At 62.1% G+C, this 17746-nt stretch carries 18 protein-coding genes; 10 read left to right on the plus strand and 8 right to left on the minus strand.

Annotated features, from left to right (window positions below):
* Position 1 precedes the first annotated feature (1 nt).
* From L861_RS13620 to L861_RS13650, 7 genes are all read right to left on the minus strand, one after another.
* Entirely contained in the window at positions 2-1150 is a 1149-nt protein-coding gene (locus tag L861_RS13620; RefSeq protein WP_016417030.1) for an ABC transporter substrate-binding protein, read from the minus strand.
* A 56-nt stretch (positions 1151-1206) separates the two neighbouring features.
* On the minus strand, positions 1207-2853 hold the full coding sequence (locus L861_RS13625; RefSeq protein ID WP_016417031.1) for a benzoate-CoA ligase family protein: 1647 nt from the start codon (positions 2851-2853) through the stop codon (positions 1207-1209).
* 61 nt (positions 2854-2914) lie between these two features.
* Positions 2915-4048 carry an acyl-CoA dehydrogenase family protein gene (locus L861_RS13630; RefSeq protein WP_016417032.1) on the minus strand — a complete coding sequence of 378 codons (1134 nt, stop codon included), beginning with the start codon at positions 4046-4048 and terminating at the stop codon, positions 2915-2917.
* The gene (locus tag L861_RS13635) at positions 4048-4857 is read right to left on the minus strand and encodes an enoyl-CoA hydratase family protein (RefSeq protein ID WP_016417033.1); all 810 of its coding nucleotides are present in this window, start codon (positions 4855-4857) and stop codon (positions 4048-4050) included. The genes L861_RS13630 and L861_RS13635 overlap by 1 nt, the downstream gene beginning before the upstream one ends.
* On the minus strand, positions 4854-5306 hold the full coding sequence (locus L861_RS13640; RefSeq protein ID WP_027947667.1) for a MarR family winged helix-turn-helix transcriptional regulator: 453 nt from the start codon (positions 5304-5306) through the stop codon (positions 4854-4856). The genes L861_RS13635 and L861_RS13640 overlap by 4 nt, the downstream gene beginning before the upstream one ends.
* A 26-nt stretch (positions 5307-5332) precedes the next feature.
* Positions 5333-6076 carry an SDR family NAD(P)-dependent oxidoreductase gene (locus tag L861_RS13645; protein ID WP_016417035.1) on the minus strand — a complete coding sequence of 248 codons (744 nt, stop codon included), beginning with the start codon at positions 6074-6076 and terminating at the stop codon, positions 5333-5335.
* Positions 6077-8362 (minus strand): bifunctional salicylyl-CoA 5-hydroxylase/oxidoreductase, encoded by a 2286-nt coding sequence (locus tag L861_RS13650; protein ID WP_016417036.1) that lies wholly within the window; start codon positions 8360-8362, stop codon positions 6077-6079.
* Positions 8363-8510: 148 nt separating this feature from the next.
* Here L861_RS13650 and L861_RS13655 point away from each other — a divergent pair, with 148 nt between their 5' ends.
* From L861_RS13655 to L861_RS13685, 8 genes are all read left to right on the plus strand, one after another.
* Positions 8511-9281: an enoyl-CoA hydratase-related protein gene (locus L861_RS13655; RefSeq protein ID WP_016417037.1), complete on the plus strand. Its 771-nt coding sequence runs from the start codon at positions 8511-8513 to the stop codon at positions 9279-9281.
* 2 nt (positions 9282-9283) lie between these two features.
* Positions 9284-10675 carry a 3-hydroxyacyl-CoA dehydrogenase NAD-binding domain-containing protein gene (locus L861_RS13660; protein WP_016417038.1) on the plus strand — a complete coding sequence of 464 codons (1392 nt, stop codon included), beginning with the start codon at positions 9284-9286 and terminating at the stop codon, positions 10673-10675.
* A gap of 167 nt (positions 10676-10842) precedes the next feature.
* Positions 10843-12768 (plus strand): ATP-dependent zinc metalloprotease FtsH, encoded by a 1926-nt coding sequence (gene ftsH / locus L861_RS13665; RefSeq protein WP_081645870.1) that lies wholly within the window; start codon positions 10843-10845, stop codon positions 12766-12768.
* 5 nt (positions 12769-12773) lie between these two features.
* Positions 12774-13256, plus strand: coding sequence for a poly-beta-hydroxybutyrate polymerase N-terminal domain-containing protein (locus L861_RS25240; RefSeq protein WP_016417040.1), 483 nt, complete (start codon positions 12774-12776; stop codon positions 13254-13256).
* Entirely contained in the window at positions 13234-14502 is a 1269-nt protein-coding gene (locus L861_RS13670; RefSeq protein ID WP_016417041.1) for a PHA/PHB synthase family protein, read from the plus strand. Before L861_RS25240 ends, L861_RS13670 begins: the two co-directional genes overlap by 23 nt.
* A gap of 126 nt (positions 14503-14628) precedes the next feature.
* Positions 14629-14847 (plus strand): hypothetical protein, encoded by a 219-nt coding sequence (locus L861_RS13675; RefSeq protein WP_016417042.1) that lies wholly within the window; start codon positions 14629-14631, stop codon positions 14845-14847.
* 23 nt (positions 14848-14870) lie between these two features.
* The gene (locus L861_RS13680; protein WP_016417043.1) at positions 14871-15329 is read left to right on the plus strand and encodes an NfeD family protein; all 459 of its coding nucleotides are present in this window, start codon (positions 14871-14873) and stop codon (positions 15327-15329) included.
* 2 nt (positions 15330-15331) lie between these two features.
* Entirely contained in the window at positions 15332-16372 is a 1041-nt protein-coding gene (locus L861_RS13685) for an SPFH domain-containing protein (RefSeq protein WP_016417044.1), read from the plus strand.
* Between the two features lie 16 nt (positions 16373-16388).
* Here L861_RS13685 and L861_RS13690 read toward each other — a convergent pair whose 3' ends face one another.
* Complete coding sequence (locus tag L861_RS13690; RefSeq protein WP_016417045.1) at positions 16389-16874, minus strand: GNAT family N-acetyltransferase; 486 nt, start codon at positions 16872-16874, stop codon at positions 16389-16391.
* A gap of 83 nt (positions 16875-16957) precedes the next feature.
* On the opposite strand from L861_RS13690, the gene L861_RS24225 reads away from it, so the two are divergent.
* Positions 16958-17122 carry a YhfG family protein gene (locus L861_RS24225; RefSeq protein ID WP_016417046.1) on the plus strand — a complete coding sequence of 55 codons (165 nt, stop codon included), beginning with the start codon at positions 16958-16960 and terminating at the stop codon, positions 17120-17122.
* Complete coding sequence (locus L861_RS13695) at positions 17122-17727, plus strand: putative adenosine monophosphate-protein transferase Fic (RefSeq protein ID WP_016417047.1); 606 nt, start codon at positions 17122-17124, stop codon at positions 17725-17727. Before L861_RS24225 ends, L861_RS13695 begins: the two co-directional genes overlap by 1 nt.
* The last annotated feature ends 19 nt before the right edge of the window (positions 17728-17746 follow it).

Here is a 17746-nt window from a genome sequence, read left to right on the forward strand (position 1 = left end):
GTTACATCCGGCATTCATCCGCGAAGACGTCCTGCATGTCCTCGACGGCAACACCCACCAGCCGATTGGTCGGCTGGCCGTTGTCGCCGGCAACCACGGTACGCACGTAGATGTCCTGGATCGGGTGGTGATTCTTGCCGAAGCGGAAGTCACCGCGTGTGGATTCGAAGTCAGCGGCGCGCAGGGCCTCGCGGAAAGCATCCGCATCATCCGGATGCGCCGTTTCCAGGGCACTGAGGATCAGGTTGGCGGTATCGAAGCCCTGCGAGGCATATAGTGTCGGAGTCCGGCCATAGGCTTCACGGAAGCTTTCGACGAAGGCCTGGTTGGTGGGGTTGTCGAGGTCGTAGGCCCACTGTGAGGTGTTCACCACGCCGATCGCCGCATCGCCTACCGCACCGAGGATGATCTCGTCGAAGGAGAACGCCGGCCCGAACATCGGCAGCTCGACACCGGAGCCATGGAACTGCTTGGTGAAGGCGATGCCCATACCACCCGGCAGGAAGAAGAACACGCTGTCGGCATCGCTGGCACGAATCTGTGCGATTTCGGCGGCATAATCAGTCTGCCCCAGTTGGGTATAGATCTCGCCGGCCAGTTCACCGCCGTAGCGACTCTTGAAGCCCTCCAGGGCATCGGTCCCGGCCGGGTAGTTGGGCGCCAGGATGAAGGGCTTCTTGAGACCCTGCTGCTGCATGTAGGCACCCATGGCCTCATGCAGGTTGTTGTTCTGCCAGGCGACATTGAAATAGTTCTCGTGACACAGACGTCCCGCCAGGTCCGAAGGTCCGGCATTGGGCGAGAGGTAGAACACTCCCTGACGCACCACGGAGGGCACCACCGCCATGGCCAGGTTCGACCATACGATGCCGGTGAGGATATCGACCTCGTCACGCTGGATGAACTCGTCGGCCAGGCTCTTGGCCACATCAGGCTTGCGGGCATCGTCCTGCACTAGCAGCTCGATGTCGTCGCGACCGGACTGCTGGAGGGCGAGCTGGAAGCCATCGCGGATATCTACGCCCAAGTGCGACCCACCTCCGGAAAGGGTGGTGATCATGCCGATCTTGACCTCGTCGGCCTGGGCCTGGAGCGACGCCAGGCCGGTCGACATCAACAGGCCGAGGCCGATGGCAGTCAGTTTCTTCATTGTTAGATCCCCTTGTGCACAGGTGTTGTTGTCACGTCATCTCGTTGTGGTTGGCATCATGCCTGGCCACCGGCGGCAGCGGGATGGTACGCCTGCTTGAGGCGAAAACGCTGGATCTTGCCGGTTGCCGTCTTGGGCAGTTCGTCGATGAAACGCACCGAGCGCGGGTACTTGTAGGGTGCCAGGGTCTGCTTGACGAAGCCCTGCAGACGCTGGGCACACGCCTCGTCACCCACCACACCCGGCGCCAGCACGACAAACGCCTCGACGATCTGGCCACGCTCGTCGTCGGGCGCACCGACCACGGCGCATTCCAGCACCTCGTCATGCGCCAGCAACGCCGCCTCCACCTCCGGGCCAGCGATGTTGTAGCCTGAGGAGACAATCATGTCATCGCTGCGCGCGGCGAAGTGAAAGTATCCCTGCTCGTCCCGAACGAAGCTGTCTCCGGTGAGGTTCCAACCATCACGCACGTACTGAGCCTGACGCTCGTCAGCCAGATAGCGGCAACCGGTGGGGCCTCGCACTGCCAGCCTGCCGACCTCACCACGAGGCACTTCTTGCATCTCCAGGTCGACGACCCGTGCCTCGTAGCCCCCCACCGGTTTGCCGGTGCATCCCGGTTTGGCATCGTCGAGCCGGTTGGAAATGAAGATATGCAGCATCTCGGTGGAGCCGATGCCGTCGAGCATGAGCTTGCCGGTTTTCTGCCTCCACTCCTCATAGACCGGGGCTGGCAAGGTCTCGCCGGCGGAGACCGCGACACGCAGGCTCGACAGATCGGCACCTTCGTCCATTGCCTTCAACATACCACGGTAGGCCGTGGGCGCCGTAAACGAAACGGTCGCCCGGTAGGTCTCGATGATGTCGATCATGTTGGCTGGCGAGGCCTTCTCCAGCAGCGTTGCGGTGGCGCCGAAACGCAGCGGGAAAATCGCCAGCCCCCCCAATCCGAAGGTGAAGGCCAGCGGCGGCGAGCCGACGAAGATGTCGTCCGGCGTGACCTGCAGGATCTCGCGAGCATAGCTGTCGGCGATGATCAGCAGGTCGCGGTGAAAATGCATGGTGGCCTTGGGCTGGCCGGTGGTGCCGGAGGTGAATGCGAGCAGTGCGACGTCGTCCTGGGCGGTATCCACGGCGGTGAATGTCGCCGGCTTGTGCAGGGCGGCACGGTCCAGCTCGGCGTCGTGGTTGGCGGTGCCGTCGAAGCCGATCACCTTGGTCAGGTAGCGACTGGTCTCGGCACATGTATTCAACTCGTCGAGCAGCCGGGTATCGCACAACGCATGGCTGATTTCGGCCTTGTCGACGATTTTCGCCAGCTCGCCGGCGCGCAGCATGGGCATGGTATTGACCACCACGGCACCGGCCTTGGTGGCCGCCAACCAGCAGGCGACCATCGCCGGGTTGTTGGCCGAACGGATCAGCACCCGGTTGCCGGGTTTCACGCCATAGTCCTCGACCAGCGCATGGGCCAGTTGGTTGGTCCACTCGGCCAGTTCGCGATAGGTGCGTTGCCGGTCGTTGCCGATCAGCGCAATGCGCTCGCCGAAACCGCGTTCGACCAGCCGGTCACTGAGCTCGACGGCAGCATTGAGCTGAAGTGGGTAGTCGAACCCTGCCAGCCTCAGTTCGGGCCATTGTTCGCGAGGCGGCAGGTTATCCCGGGTGAAGGTATCGAGATGGGCCGTTCTTCCCAACATCGTGGGCCTCCATCGTCAGAGACGTTGTTGTTGTCAGCGATTGAGCTGCGCCAGCATTCATTCATGTGTTTCCCAGGGCGCTGCGCGCGATAATGACTTTCTGCACCTCGGAAGCGCCCTCGTAGATACGCAGCGCGCGGATCTCACGATACAGGCTCTCGACGATATGGCCCTTGCGCACCCCGTCACCGCCATGCAACTGCACCGCCTTGTCGATCACCTGCTGGGCACGGTCGGTGGCGTAGAGCTTGGCCATGGCCGCTTCGCGGGTGACCCGCGCGGCGCCCTGGTCCTTGGTCCAGGCGGCGCGATAGACCAGCAACGCGGCGGCATCGACATCCAACGCCATGTCGGCGAGATGGCCCTGCACCAGTTGCAGGTCGGCGAGCGGCCCACCGAACAGCTCGCGTTCGCGGCAGCGGGCCAGCGACTCGTCCAGCGCGCGACGCGCGAAGCCCAGCGCCGCTGCCCCCACCGTGGAGCGGAACACGTCGAGCACCGACATGGCGATCTTGAAGCCCTGCCCGCTCTCGCCAATCAGGTTCTCGCGCGGCAGGCGCATATCGTTGAAGCCTAGCCGCGCCAACGGATGCGGAGAGATGGTTTCCAGGCGCTCGCGGATCTCCAGCCCCGGCGTGTCCGCCGGCACCAGGAATGCCGACAGCCCCTTGGCGCCCGGCGCCTCGCCGGTGCGTGCAAAAACGGTATAAACATCGGCGATCCCGCCATTGGAGATCCAGGTCTTCTCACCGTTGAGCACGTAGTGATCGCCGTCGCGGGTGGCGCTGGTCTCGATCCTTGCAACGTCCGACCCTGAGCGAGGCTCGGTCAGGGCGAAAGCCGCCAGCGCCTGGCCGTTGCGCGTTCTGTCCAGCCAACGCTTCTGCTGCTCGCTGCCGAACAGGCTGATCGCACCGGTGCCCAAGCCCTGCATGGCGAAGGCGAAGTCGGCCAGGCCGTCGTGGCGCGCCAAGGTCTCGCGCAGCAGGCACAGCGAACGCACGTCGAGGGATTCACCACCGGTATAGCGCAGGAAGCCGGCCTCGCCGAGCGCACGCACCAGGCCGATGCAGGTAGCGTCCACATCGGCGTGGGAGACCGGCAAGTGCGCGGCGCACCATTCCTCCAGGCGCTCGGCCAGTTCGCGATGCGAAGCGTCGAAGAAGGGCCACTGCAGGAAGCTACGGTCGCTCATCAGTCGCCTCCAAACTCGGGTTTTTGCTTGGCCACGAACGCCCGGTAGGCGCGTTCGAAGTCCTTGGTCTGCATGCAGATCGCCTGGGCCTGAGCCTCGGCCTCCAAGGCCTGCTCCAGGCTCATCGACCACTCCTGGTTCAACTGGGTCTTGGTGATGCCGTGGGCGAAGGTCGGCCCTTCGCAGAGCCGCTGAGCGTAGGCGATGGCCTCGGTTTCGAGCTTGTCGGCCTCGAACAGGCGGTTGTAAAAGCCCCAGGCATGGCCTTCCTCGGCGCTCATGCTGCGGCCGCTGTAGAGCAAATCAGCGGCACGCCCTTGGCCGATGATGCGAGGCAGGATCGCGCAAGCTCCCATATCGCACCCGGCCAGCCCTACGCGGGTGAACAGGAAAGCGGTCTTGGCTTCGGGCGTGGCGAAGCGAATGTCGGAGGCCATGGCGATGATCGCCCCGGCACCCACGCACACCCCGTCAACGGCGGCGATCACCGGTTTCCGGCAGTTGAGCATCGCCTTGACCAGGTCACCGGTCATGCGCGTGAAGGCCAACAGGCCCTTCATGTCCCGCTCCACCAGCGGGCCGATGATGTCGTGCACGTCGCCGCCAGAGCTGAAATTGCCGCCATTGGCGGCGAACACCACCGCCTTGACGTCGTCGGCATAGGCCAAGTCGCGGAAGGTGTCGCGCAACTCGGCATAGCTGTCGAAGGTCAGTGGATTCTTGCGCTCGGGACGGGCGAGTTGAATGACAGCGACCTCGCCTTGCATACGCCACAGAAAATGCTTGGGGGTAAGGCTTGCCATGTTCATCGTGCGGCTCCCGGTTCGGCAGGCAGGCGGTGCAGCAGTTCACCCATGTGGTGGGCGTCCTCCTCGGTGACACCATCGAGCAGTTCGTTGACCCAGACCTCATGGGCCTCGGCCATCTCGGCAAAAGCGGCGCGGCCAAGCTCGGTCAGGCATACGCGGGTGGCGCGGCGGTCGCCCTCGATGGCGATACGGTCGATATAGCCATCCTCCACCAGGCGGCTGACAATGCCAGTGACGTTGCCGTTGGAAACCATCAATTGGCGCGACAGCTCATTCATCTTCAGGCCCTCGGCATGTCGGTATAGCGCAGCCAGCACGTCGAAACGCGGTAGGGTCGAATCGAACTGTACGCGCAGCTTCTCGCGCAGTTCGGCCTCGACCTGTCGCGTCACGCGCAGCATGCGCAGCCACAGGCGCAGGCGTTCCTTGCTGGGGGTTTGCGGGCTCATGGCCTGGGATTTCTCCTCGACTCCCATCAAATCTCGCCTCCCGATATCGAAATCGCCTGGCCGGTAATGGCATCGCTGCCAGGGCCGCACAACCACAATGCGGTGGCAGTGACATCGGCGGGCTGCACCAAGCGTCCGGAAGGGTTGGTGCGAGTGAAGTGCTCTCGTACCTGCTCAGTCGTGCGACCGGTCTTGTCGACGATGGTGTCGATGCTGGCCTCGAGCAGCGGCGTCTCGGTAAAGCCGGGGCACAACGCGTTGACGGTGATGCCACGCGCCGCTGTTTCCTGGGCCAGCGCCCGGACCAGGCCGACCACGCCGTGCTTGGCTGCACAGTAGGCACCGACATAGGCGTAGCCCTTGAGTCCTGCGGTGGAGGCCACCGCCAGCAGGCGTCCACCGGGACGCAGATGTTTCAGCCCCTCACGCAGGGTGAGGTAAACCCCGGTGAGGTTGACGTCGAGCATGCGTTGCCAATGAGCGAGGTCGGTCCTTTCCAACGGTGCGCTGTCGGCGGCACCGGCATTGGCAATCACCACGTCGACCTCACCGAGCGTATCGAACAGCGACAGCATGGCGGCCTCGTCGGTGACGTCGGCCACCTGCACATCAATATTGTCGTGCTGCCCGGCTACGCGCTCCAACGCCTCCTGGCGGCGCCCGACGATGGTCACCCGGGCGCCGGCCTCGGCGAAGCCCAGCGCCATGTCGGCGCCGATGCCGGAACCGCCACCGGTGATCAGGACGCGTTTGTCATGCAAGGTTTCCATTCAGACGAGTCCTTCGTTGCGTTCGGCCAGTCGGTAGAGCTGATCGCGACCGGCAAGATAGGGGTTCGGCCAGCTCACGCCGCGATCGCCCAAGCGTGCCGCGGCATGCAGGGTCCAGTAGGGATCGGCTAGGTGCGGGCGCGCCAGGCACACCAGGTCGGCACGCCCGGCCATCAGGATCGAATTGACGTGGTCGACATCGTAGATGTTGCCCACCGCGATGGTCGCCATGCCGGTCTCGTTGCGGATGCGGTCGGAGAACGGAGTCTGGAACATGCGCCCGTACACCGGCCGTGCGCGGGTCGAGGTCTGGCCGGCCGAGACGTCGCAGATGTCGACCCCGGCCGCCTTGAGATGCCGCGCGATCTCCACCGCCTCCGCCGGTGTCACGCCTTCCTCGCCGATCCAGTCGTTGGCCGAGATACGCATCGAGATCGGCTTGTCGTCGGGCCATGCTTCGCGCACGGCGCGGAACACCTCCAGCGGATAGCGCAAGCGATTGTCGAGCGAGCCGCCGTATTCGTCGTCGCGATGATTGGTCAGCGGCGAGATGAACGACGACAGCAGGTAACCGTGGGCGGCGTGGATCTCGAGCATGTCGAAACCGGCACGATCGGCCATTCGTGCCGCGGCAACGAACTGCTCGCGGACCCGGTCCATGTCGTCGCGGTCCATGGGCTTGGGCACTTGGTTGCGCTCGGACCAGGGCACGGCGGACGCGGCCATTACCGGCCAGTTGCCGTCCGGCAGTGGTGCGTCCATCTCCTCCCAACCTAGTTGGGTCGAGCCCTTCGGCCCTGAGTGGCCAATCTGCGCACACAACTTGGCTGGCGTTTCGGTGTGCACGAAGTCGCATAGCCGCTTCCAGGCGGTCTCGTGTTCGGGGGCATAGAAGCCGGTACAGCCTGGGGTGATACGCCCTTCGGGGCTGACGCAGGTCATCTCGATATAGACCAGCCCGGCGCCGCCCTTGGCACGTTCGGCATAGTGCACGAAGTGCCAGTCGGTGGGGCAGCCATCGACAGCCTTGTACTGCGCCATCGGCGACACCACCACGCGGTTGGCAAGCTTGAGCCCTCGCAGTTCGAAGGGCGCGAACATAGGCGCTCGCTGGCTGCCGGGGTTGCCGGCCTGCGCCTGGAACCAGTACTCGGCACTGGCCAGCCATTCGGGATCACGCAAGCGCAGGTTCTCATGGCTGATGCGCTGCGAACGCGTCAGCAGAGAATAGTTGAATTGCACCGGGTCGAGGTGCAGGTAGCGTTCGACCTGCTCGAACCATTCGGTGGAGTTGCGTGCCGCCGATTGCAGGCGCAATACCTCCAGACGCCGCTCCTCCTCGTAGCGGAAGAAGGCTTTCGCCATGCTCGGCTCGCTATGCAGGTAGTCGGCCAGGGCGATGGCACTCTCCAGCGCCAGCTTGGTGCCGGAACCGATCGAGAAATGCGCGGTGGCGGCGGCATCGCCCATTAGCACCACGTTGTCGAAGCTCCAGCGCTCGCATAGTACACGCGGGAAGTTGATCCACGCCGAGCCGCGAATGTGCCGGGCATTGCTCATCAGCGAATGACCGCCGAGGTGTCGGGAGAAGATCCGTTCGCAGACGGCGATCGACTCCTGCTGGCTCATCTCGCCGAAGCCGAACTTGCGCCAGGTTTCCTCGCTGCACTCGACGATGAAGGTCGCGGTATCGGCGTCGAACTGATAGGCGTGCGCCCATACCCAGCCGTGTTCGGTATGCTCGAAGATGAAGGTAAAGGCGTCGTTGAAGGTCTGGTGAGTGCCGAGCCATACGAACTTGCAGGCACGTGTGTCGATATCGGGCTTGAAGTGTTCCCGATAGCGTTCGCGAGTCTTTGAATTGATCCCATCGGCAGCGATCACCAGGTCGAACTCGCGACGGTAGGCGTCGATATCGTCTTCCTCGATGGGTGTCTCGAAGCGCAGCTCCACGCCCAGTTCGCGGGCCCGCTGCTGCAGCAGGATCAGCAATTGCCGGCGCCCAATGCCACAAAAACCGTGGCCGGTGGAAACCGTCTTCACCCCCTGGTGGATCACCGCGATGTCGTCCCAGTAGGCGAAGTGCTCGCGGATGCGCTCGGCGCTGACGGCATCGTTGCGGGCCAGGTTGTCGAGCGTCTCATCGGAAAGCACCACGCCCCAACCGAAGGTGTCGTCCGGACGATTGCGCTCGACCACCACGATATCATGAGACGGATCACGCCGCTTCATGCTGATGGCGAAGTAGAGGCCGGCGGGGCCACCGCCGAGGCAGGCTATTCTCATCGGACACCACTCGCTCGTTGTTCTTGAATTTCACGTTAGGCCGACTCAGCAAATACTTCAAGCTTAAAATTTTAAGCTTGAAGTATTCAACATCGGGCAATACGCTCAAGGCATAGCCTTCTCCAATCAACCGCCGCCGAGGTGCTCCATGACCGATCTCCTCGAGACCCGACACGATGCTGGGGTGGTACGACTCACCCTCAACCGGCCCAAGGTACGCAACGCCCTCAACACCGAATTGCTGGGAGCGCTGGCCGGAGTTCTCGACCGAGCGGCGCAAGACGAGACGGTACGCTGCGTGGTGATCCACGGCGCGGATGACCACTTCGCCGCGGGAGCCGACATCGATGAGTTGGCCGAGCGATCTGCCAGCGACGGTCCCGGCGACCCACGCTTGGGTTACTGGCAACGTATACAGCGCTTTCCCAAGCCCTTGATCGCTGCCGTGGAGGGCTACTGCCTGGGCGGCGGCTGCGAGCTGGCGCTATGCGCCGATCTGCTGGTGGTCGCCGACGATGCCCAACTGGGGCAACCGGAGATCCGCCTGGGATTGATTCCCGGCGCCGGCGGTCTGCAGCGCCTGGCCATTACCCTGGGCAAGACGCGTACCATGCACTTGGTATTCACCGGCGAGCGCATCAGTGGCGGCCAGGCCTACGACTGGGGACTGGCCTCGCAATGTTGTGGTCATGGCGAGGCCCTAGCCACGGCAATTGCCACCGCGGAACGGCTTGCCGAGGGTCCGCCGCTTGCCCAGCGCCTTGCCAAGCAGGCGGTGCTGGCGGCCACGGAGACCCCGCAGCAGGCCGCCTTCGAACTGGGGCGACGCTCCTTCGAGTTACTGCTCTCCACCGACGACAAGGCGGAAGGTATCGCCGCCTTCCGCGACAAGCGCCCACCCTCCTTCAGCGGAAAATGACCATGTCGATCGCCAACGTTGCCGTCATCGGTGCCGGCACCATGGGCCAAGGTATCGCCCAGCTCTTTGCCCAGCATGGTTACACCACCTGGATTCACGATGTGCGGGACGGTGCCGCCGAGCAGGCGCGACAGCGGATCGCTCAGGCACTGGACAAACGGGTCACCAAGGGACGGATGACGACTGAGGATGCCGCCACGGCACTGTCCCGCGTGAACGTGGCCAACTCGCTTGGGGATTTGGCCGAGGCCGACCTGGTGGTGGAAGCAGTCGTCGAAGATCTCGACGTCAAGCGTGCCCTGTTCGCCGAATTGGAAGGGCTGTGCCGCGCCGATACTTTACTGTGTACCAATACCTCGTCGCTATCGGTCACCGAGATCGCTGCCGAGCTGCACACGCCCCAACGCTTCGCCGGCCTGCACTTCTTCAACCCAGCCACCGCGATGAAGCTGGTCGAGGTCGTCAGTACCGACGCGACGACACATAACACGCGACGGGCACTTCACGACTTCGCCCGCACACTGGGCAAGACGCCTGTCGATGTCAGCGACAGCCCGGGATTCATCGTCAACCGCTGCGCGCGCCCCTTCTACAGCGAGGCACTATGGTTGCTGGAACACGGGACCACCTCGGCAGCTACCATCGATGTCTGCCTGAAGAGTGGCGGCGGCTTTCCCCTCGGCCCATTTGAGCTGATCGACCTGGTGGGCCTCGATATCAGCCTGCGAGCCACCGAAACCGTCTGGCGGGCCTTCGACCACCACCCTCGTTTTCGTCCCTCGCCGCTGGTGGCCGACAAGGTGGCGACCGGCCAGTTGGGCCGCAAGAGTGGCGCGGGCTTCTACCACTATGGCGATGATCATGATGAAGAACTCTCCCCTCTCGCACCGCCTGGGGTCACCTCGGTAGAGGAAGTGATCGCGCATCTACCTGACGATTTAGCACAGCGGTGCCAGGTCAGTGATGGACGCACTGCCGCCGAGATGGCCAAGGAACGCGGGCAAGCCACCATCGTCTTCGATACCCTACTGCGCCCTTGGCCCAACGACCGCCCGGCGACACTGGCCTTTGCCAGCCACGGGCTCGATGCCGTTTCTCGAGAGAAGCTGGTGGAGGCTGCGGCTGGCCAGGGGGTTCGCCTTGTCGAAATTGCCGACCGGGCGGGACTGGTCGTGCTGCGCGTCGCCGCCATGCTGGTCAACGAGGCCCGCTTCGCCCTGGATGAAGGCATCGCCAGCGCCGACGACATGGATACCGCCATGCGCCTGGGGCTGAATTTTGCGCTTGGCCCCTGGAAAATGCTCGAGCGGCTGGGTACCGAACGCATTCGCACCACACTCGAACGCGCCGCCGAAGAAGACGGCTCCGGGCGCTATGTACCTGCCGCCTCTTGATCACATCAAGCACTCGTGTCTTCGGGCCCGGCCTGCATTACCTTTCATTGACCTAGCGCAAGTCTTCTCTCGCCATTCCTGGGCTACAGTAACGGAACCGCTGAATGAAGTGGCCTGCCCTGCTTGCGCGGCTCGCTCCTGCCGATGAAACGAGTTCGAGGTCTTCCGTGGACAAGAAACATCAGTTCAATGTGCTGTACGTGTTCGCTGCTGTTCTGCTGTTCCTGGTGTTTCAGAATGCCTACCACAGCTGGCAGTCCGTCGAACCGATCCCTTACTCGGAGTTCACCCGACTGCTGGAAGCAGGCAAGATCGACGAAATCAAGGTCGGCACCGATCGTCTCACCGGCACCTTCAGGTCTCCGCAACCCGATGGGCGCACTGCCTTCACCACCAACCGTGTCGACCCCGGTCTAGCCGATGAGTTATCACGCTACGATGTCACCTACAACGGCAGCGTAGAGAACACCTTTTTCGCCACCATCCTGTCATGGGTGCTACCGATCCTGTTCTTCTTTGTGATCTGGTCCTTCCTGATTCGCCGTATGACCAGCGGTTCGGGAATGGGCGGCATGATGACGCTGGGCAAGTCCAAGGCCAAGGTGTACGTGGAGACCGCCACCAAGGTGACATTCGAGGATGTCGCCGGCGTCGACGAGGCCAAGCGCGAGCTTCAGGAAGTCGTGGAATTCCTGCGCGACCCGCAGCGCTATGGCCGGCTCGGTGCCCGAATCCCCAAGGGAATCCTGCTGGTCGGCCCGCCGGGTACCGGCAAGACGCTGCTGGCCCGTGCCGTAGCGGGGGAAGCCGGAGTGCCGTTCTTCTCCATTTCGGGCTCTGAGTTCGTCGAGATGTTCGTCGGTGTTGGCGCCGCCCGGGTCCGGGACCTGTTCGAACAGGCCGCCAAGGCCAAGCCATGTATCATCTTCATCGACGAACTGGATGCCTTGGGCCGGGCAAGGGGCGCCGGCATACCAGGCGGCGGGCATGACGAGAAGGAGCAGACCCTCAACCAGTTGCTGACCGAACTCGACGGCTTCGACCCCTCGTCGGGCATCGTGCTGCTCGCGGCCACCAACCGACCGGAGATACTGGACCCAGCGCTGCTGCGCGCCGGGCGCTTCGACCGTCAGGTGCTGGTCGACCGTCCCGAACGCCAGGGGCGCATCGCCATTCTCAAGGTACATATCGGCAGGATCAGCAAACTGGCCCCCGATGTCGACCTGGACCACATCGCCTCGCTAACCCCGGGCTTCACCGGTGCCGATCTCGCCAATCTGGTTAACGAGGCGGCACTGCTGGCCACACGTCGCGATGCCGAGGCGGTCAGCATGGCGGACTTCACCAACGCCATCGAACGCATCGTGGCTGGCTTGGAAAAGAAGAGCCGGCTGCTCAACCCCCTGGAGCGCAAGGTCGTGGCCTACCACGAGATGGGCCATGCCCTGGTCGCCGCCTCACTGCCGGGCATGGATCCGGTGCACAAGGTGTCGATCATTCCGCGTGGCGTGGGGGCACTGGGCTATACCATTCAACGGCCGACGGAAGATCGTTTCCTGCAAACCACCGCGGACCTCAAGAATCGCATGGCTGTGTTGATGGGCGGACGGGCCGCCGAGAGGCTGATCTTCGAGGAGGTGTCTACCGGCGCCGCCGACGACTTGGCCAAGATAACGGATATCGCCCGGCGTATGGTCACACATTTCGGCATGGCCGATGGCGATGTCCAGGTCGTCTACGAGGAGGAGCGACAAGCCTTTCTGGGCGATACCTACGGCATCGCCAGTCCCAAGCAGTATTCCGAGGCTACGGCTCGTGAAATCGACCTCGCGGTGCTCAAGCTCGTCGACGAAGCCTTCACTCGTGCCATGCAAACTCTCGAGGGACGTCTGGCGGACCTGCATGCCGGGGCCACCTTGTTGCTCGAGCGCGAGACGCTCACCGCCGAGGAGTTTCCTCCCATCAAGCCTCGTGTCGAAGGCACGTTGCCATCCCATGGCGCTGACCATCTCCCGGTCGTCAGCGAGAAGGCCGATGAAGTGGATCCAACTACCACTGATCCGATCATTGGCTACAAGCGCCAAGAAGGGTAATTGGCATGTTTCAGGACGATGGCCAGAACGAGAATGTCGATCGCGTGATACGTGCGTCGCTGGCGCAACTGACGAATGACATTTCACCGGCGGCACTCATGCTGACCTATGTGGACTGGCTCTCCAGTCTCGCCGCTTCTCCAGGCAAACAGATGTCGCTAATCCAGAAGGCGCTCAAGAAGCAGTTCCGCTTGTCTGCCTGGGCCGCTCAATCGGCATTCGATTCCAGCGCCGAGCCCTGCATCGAACCGCTGCCCCAGGACCGTCGTTTCCGGCACGAGTCATGGCGATCGTTTCCCTACAACGTCATCTATCAAGGATTTCTGCTGCACCAGCAATGGTGGTTCAATGCCACCACCGGGTTACGTGGGCTTTCCCCTCATCATGAACAGGCCCTCGAATTCGGTGCACGCCAATGGCTGGATATGTGGGCGCCATCCAACTTTCCGCTCACCAACCCCCAGGGTGCTGCGCAAGACCTTCGATAGTGGCGGTACCAACCTGATCCAGGGCTGGCATCACCTTGTCGATGACTGGCAGCGCAACATGCTCGGCAAGAAACCCGCCGGGGCCGAGGACTACGTCGTGGGCGGTAATGTCGGCGTCACGCCCGGGAAGGTGGTGTTCCGCAACCACCTGATCGAACTGATTCAGTACGCTCCTACGACGTCGCAAGTGCATGCAGAGCCCGTACTGATCGTCCCCGCCTGGGTCATGAAGTACTACATCCTGGACCTCTCGCCGCACAACTCCCTCGTCAAATACCTGGTCGACCAGGGACACACCGTCTTCATGATTTCCTGGCGCAATCCCACTAGTGAGGATCGCGACCTCGGACTGGACGACTATCGTCGTCAGGGCATCATGGACAGCCTGGAAGTAGTTGGCGCCTTGAGTCCCGATGCGAAGGTGCATGCCGTGGGTTACTGTCTCGGCGGCACGCTGCTTGCCATTGCAGCAGCCGCCATGGCACAGGATGGAGACGAACGCTTGGCCTCCATCACCATGTTCGCTGCCCAGACCGATTTTCGGGAAGCTGGTGAGTTGATGCTATTCATCGATGACAAGCAGCTCGCCTTCCTGGAAGACGTGATGTGGGCACAGGGCGTTCTCGATACCCGGCAAATGGCCGGTGCATTTCAACTGCTGCGTTCGAACGACCTGATCTGGTCACGCATGGTCAACAGCTACCTGCTGGGAGAACGTCAACCCATGAACGACCTCATGGCCTGGAATGCCGATGCTACCCGTATGCCGTACCGCATGCATTCGGAGTACCTGCGGCAGCTATTTCTGAACAACGCCCTTGCCGAGGGGCGCTTTCTGGTCGACGACAAACCGGTCACGATCAGTGACATCCGTGTGCCCATCTTTGCCGTAGGCACCGAATGGGATCACGTCGCCCCGTGGCGCTCGACCTACAAGATCCACCTGCTGGCCGATACCCAGGAATTAGCCTTCCTGCTTACCAGCGGTGGACACAACGCTGGCATCATCAGCCCTCCCGAGGGTTCGGGACGTCATTACCGCCTGACCACGACACATGATCATGACACCTACGTGGATCCCGATCTCTGGTTGGCGCGCACGCCGGTCAACCAAGGCTCATGGTGGCCAGCCTGGCAGGCCTGGCTGGTGGACCATTCAGGTCCCAAGACGTCTCCTCCCGAGTTGGGTTCGACGCGCTACCCTCCCTTGGGCGATGCTCCCGGTACCTATGTGCTGCAGGAGTGAATAGCCAGCCGCTCTCGGTTTTGCAGACCGCACTCCATTAGCCGCTGCCTATCATAATCGTGGGCAGGCGAACGATTTCCTGAGATCATTGGTCCACCATCATCGATCTCAAGTGGGACCTCATTGATGCAGCAATTCTTACGTCCTCTCGCCATTCTGTCCGTCATGCTATCTCTCGCCAGCACACTAGCGGGTTGCACCGTCAATACCTATCCCGACGGCAGCCGCGAGACTGTGTGGGGGGTGCCGCAAGACACCGACGGCAACAATGCCCAATATCGTCCCGGCACCATCCGTGACGAGAACGGCGAGGTTCGCCAACAGACCGATCTGCCCGAACGCTGACATCTTTTCGACTCGGAGACCGCATGGACTGGACCCTGGCCCACACCTGGCTTGCCATCGCCCTGTTGCTGGGAGTGGCAGAACTCACCTCCGGCGCGTTGGTGTTGCTCGCTTTGGCCATCGCTGCCGCCTTGACTGCCCTACTGGCCTATCTGGACGTGGTATTAGCTTGGCAACTGCTAGGATTCGGAGTACTTGCCGGGCTGCTGATCCCGCTGGCGATAAAGGTGATTCGTCCCAGGTTCTCACCCCATGGTGTGGCCTACGGCACCACCGGCACCGGTGTCGAAAAGGGTCAGGAGTACCGAACCCTTAAACGCGATTACGATGGTGCCAGCGGCGTCAAGATCAATGGTGATTTCTACCGCTTGCGCGTCGCCGGGAGTGGGGAGACCGAGCTGCCGGCCGATACCCAGGTCATCTTCCAGGAGTTCGATGGCACCACCGCCATCGTCACGTTGACATCGCAAAAGGAGCACTGAACATGGAGTTTCCCGTGAGCCCGGGTCTGATACTCGCCCTGATCGTCGTCGTTCTCGGTATCGTGATCATCGTCAAGGGGCTGGTGATCGTTCGCCAGTCGGAGGTGATGGTGATCGAGCGACTGGGGTCGTTCAATCGGGTGTTGGAGAGCGGTATCAACATCATTATTCCGTTCATCGAACAGCCACGCGCTATCACCATGATCCGCTACAAGAAGCTAGGCGAGGAATTCCATCCACTCACCAGCGACGAAACTCGCATCGATAGACGCGAAACGGTGATGGACTTTCCCGGTCAGCCGGTGGTGACCACCGACAACGTGACCGTGACGATCAACGGCGCTCTCTACTTCCAGATCATCGACCCGAGGCGTGCCGTCTACGAAGTCGAGAACATGAGCCAAGCGGTAGAGATATTGGCCAAGACCACCCTCCGCTCCGTGGTCGGCAAGATGGAACTCGACAAGCTGTTCGAGTCGCGTGCCGAGGTCAACAATGAGATCCAAGCTGCCATGGAGGAACCCGCCTCCAAGTGGGGCGTCAAGATCTCACGGGTCGAGGTGCAAGACATCGCCATGCCTGAAGAAGTGGAACAAGCCATGCGCCTGCAGATGGCTGCCGAGCGCAAGCGTCGTGCCACCGTCACCGAAGCCGAAGGCGAGAAGGCCGCCGCCATTGCCAAGGCCCAGGGCCAGCGCGAGTCGGCGATTCTCAATGCCCAAGGCGACAAGGAGTCCGCCATCCTGCGCGCCCAAGGCGAGCAGGAGTCGATCAAGCTGGTGTTGAACGCCATCGGCGACAGCGAGGAAAACAAGCGCACCGTGGTCGGCTACCTGTTGGGCCAGAGCTACATCAAGGCCCTGCCAACCATGGCCCAGGATGGCGAACGGGTCTTCGTGCCCTACGAGTCCTCCGCCCTGCTCGGCTCGATGGGCATGTTCCGCGAGATGGCCGGCTCGCCGGAAGACGTGGTCTCGCAGCACCTCAAGCGCAACGGCCTGCGTGGTGGGATCGTTGGCGGCGCCGCAGCCTCGGGAAGCTGATCCATGGCCCGACCACTCAGGTCGGGCCGACGGTCAAGGCACGCGTCATGATGGTTACCTCTTCGCCGCGATAGGACAGTGACTCGTGATCCTGCCAACCAAGTCGGCAATAGAGCGCCTGTTGATCCGGTGTGAAGAGATAGAAACGTTCCATACCACACTCCCGCGCCTCGTGCTCGACCCGCTGCACGAGACGCGAGGCGATGCCCTGCCCACGCCACTCGGGAAGCACGAACACCGACGCCAACCACGGCGTCAACTCACGGCGAACGCTCAAATCGTCCTCGACCAGGCTCGCCGTACCCACGGGGCGGTCATCATGCATCGCCACGAATACCGAGGGCACGCCAGCATCGCCACACTGGGCGATGAAGGCCTTGCAATACATCTCGGCCGATTCTTCGGGATGTAGATATCCCCACTCGGCGTAGGTCCACCTTGCCACAGTCGACGCATGAGGCGAATCAGCGGTCAGCCGCAAAATTTCCAGGGGATGACTCATGCAAGCATTCTCTAGTTACGTGGTTTTGTGCACTTGAAAAGGCAATACGGTAAAATAAGGCAAAACACTGGCGAGGGTTTCCGATGACGCATGTGTCCCTGAAAACCAAGCAAGCCTATTTCACCAAGGTGAAACGAGCCAATTACGCGGCCAGCATGCGGCTCGAAGGTTTTAGCGTCACTTCAGAGTCCTATCCCACAGCCAGCAAAGCGGCAATCCTGGAAAAATACCGCCGCCGCGACTCCTGATGGACAAGTACGGCTCAGGGCAGGATCCCTATTGCTATGAAGGGACTTCCACTCTCCGCAATCTGCTCGACATCCACGATGATAAGACCCTTGAGGCAGCGGAACGCGAGTTAACGCTGCTGGCCGCCGAAGCAATCCAATTCTCACCGCCGCCTTACGACCTGGCCTATCTGCAAGAACTGCATCGGCAGCTATTTGGCGATCTCTATCCCTGGGCAGGACAGATTCGCACCATCGATATCTCGAAAGGAGAGACGCGATTTTGCAATGTGCAACGCGTCGAGCCCGAAACCCACAAGCTCTTTAGCCATTTAGCACAGAACGACGACTTCACGAACCTTAAACGCAACCGTCTTGTCACGGCAATAGCCGAGCTTTATGGAGACCTGAACGTTATCCATCCCTTCAGGGAGGGCAATGGCAGGGCCCAACGCTTGCTCTTCGAGCATATCGTTATCAATTGCGGCTACGAGATTTCCTGGGATGGTATCGACCAGCAAGAGTGGCTCGATGCCAATATCGCGGCCTATTACTGCGATTATGGCCCCATGACTGCCGTCTTCGAACGCAGTATTGGCCAGCCGTTGGATGAAGTCATTACCTGACCCCTAAAAACCACCCCTG

Origin of the sequence: Litchfieldella anticariensis FP35 = DSM 16096, assembly GCF_000409775.1 — a bacterium.
GTDB lineage: Bacteria > Pseudomonadota > Gammaproteobacteria > Pseudomonadales > Halomonadaceae > Litchfieldella > Litchfieldella anticariensis.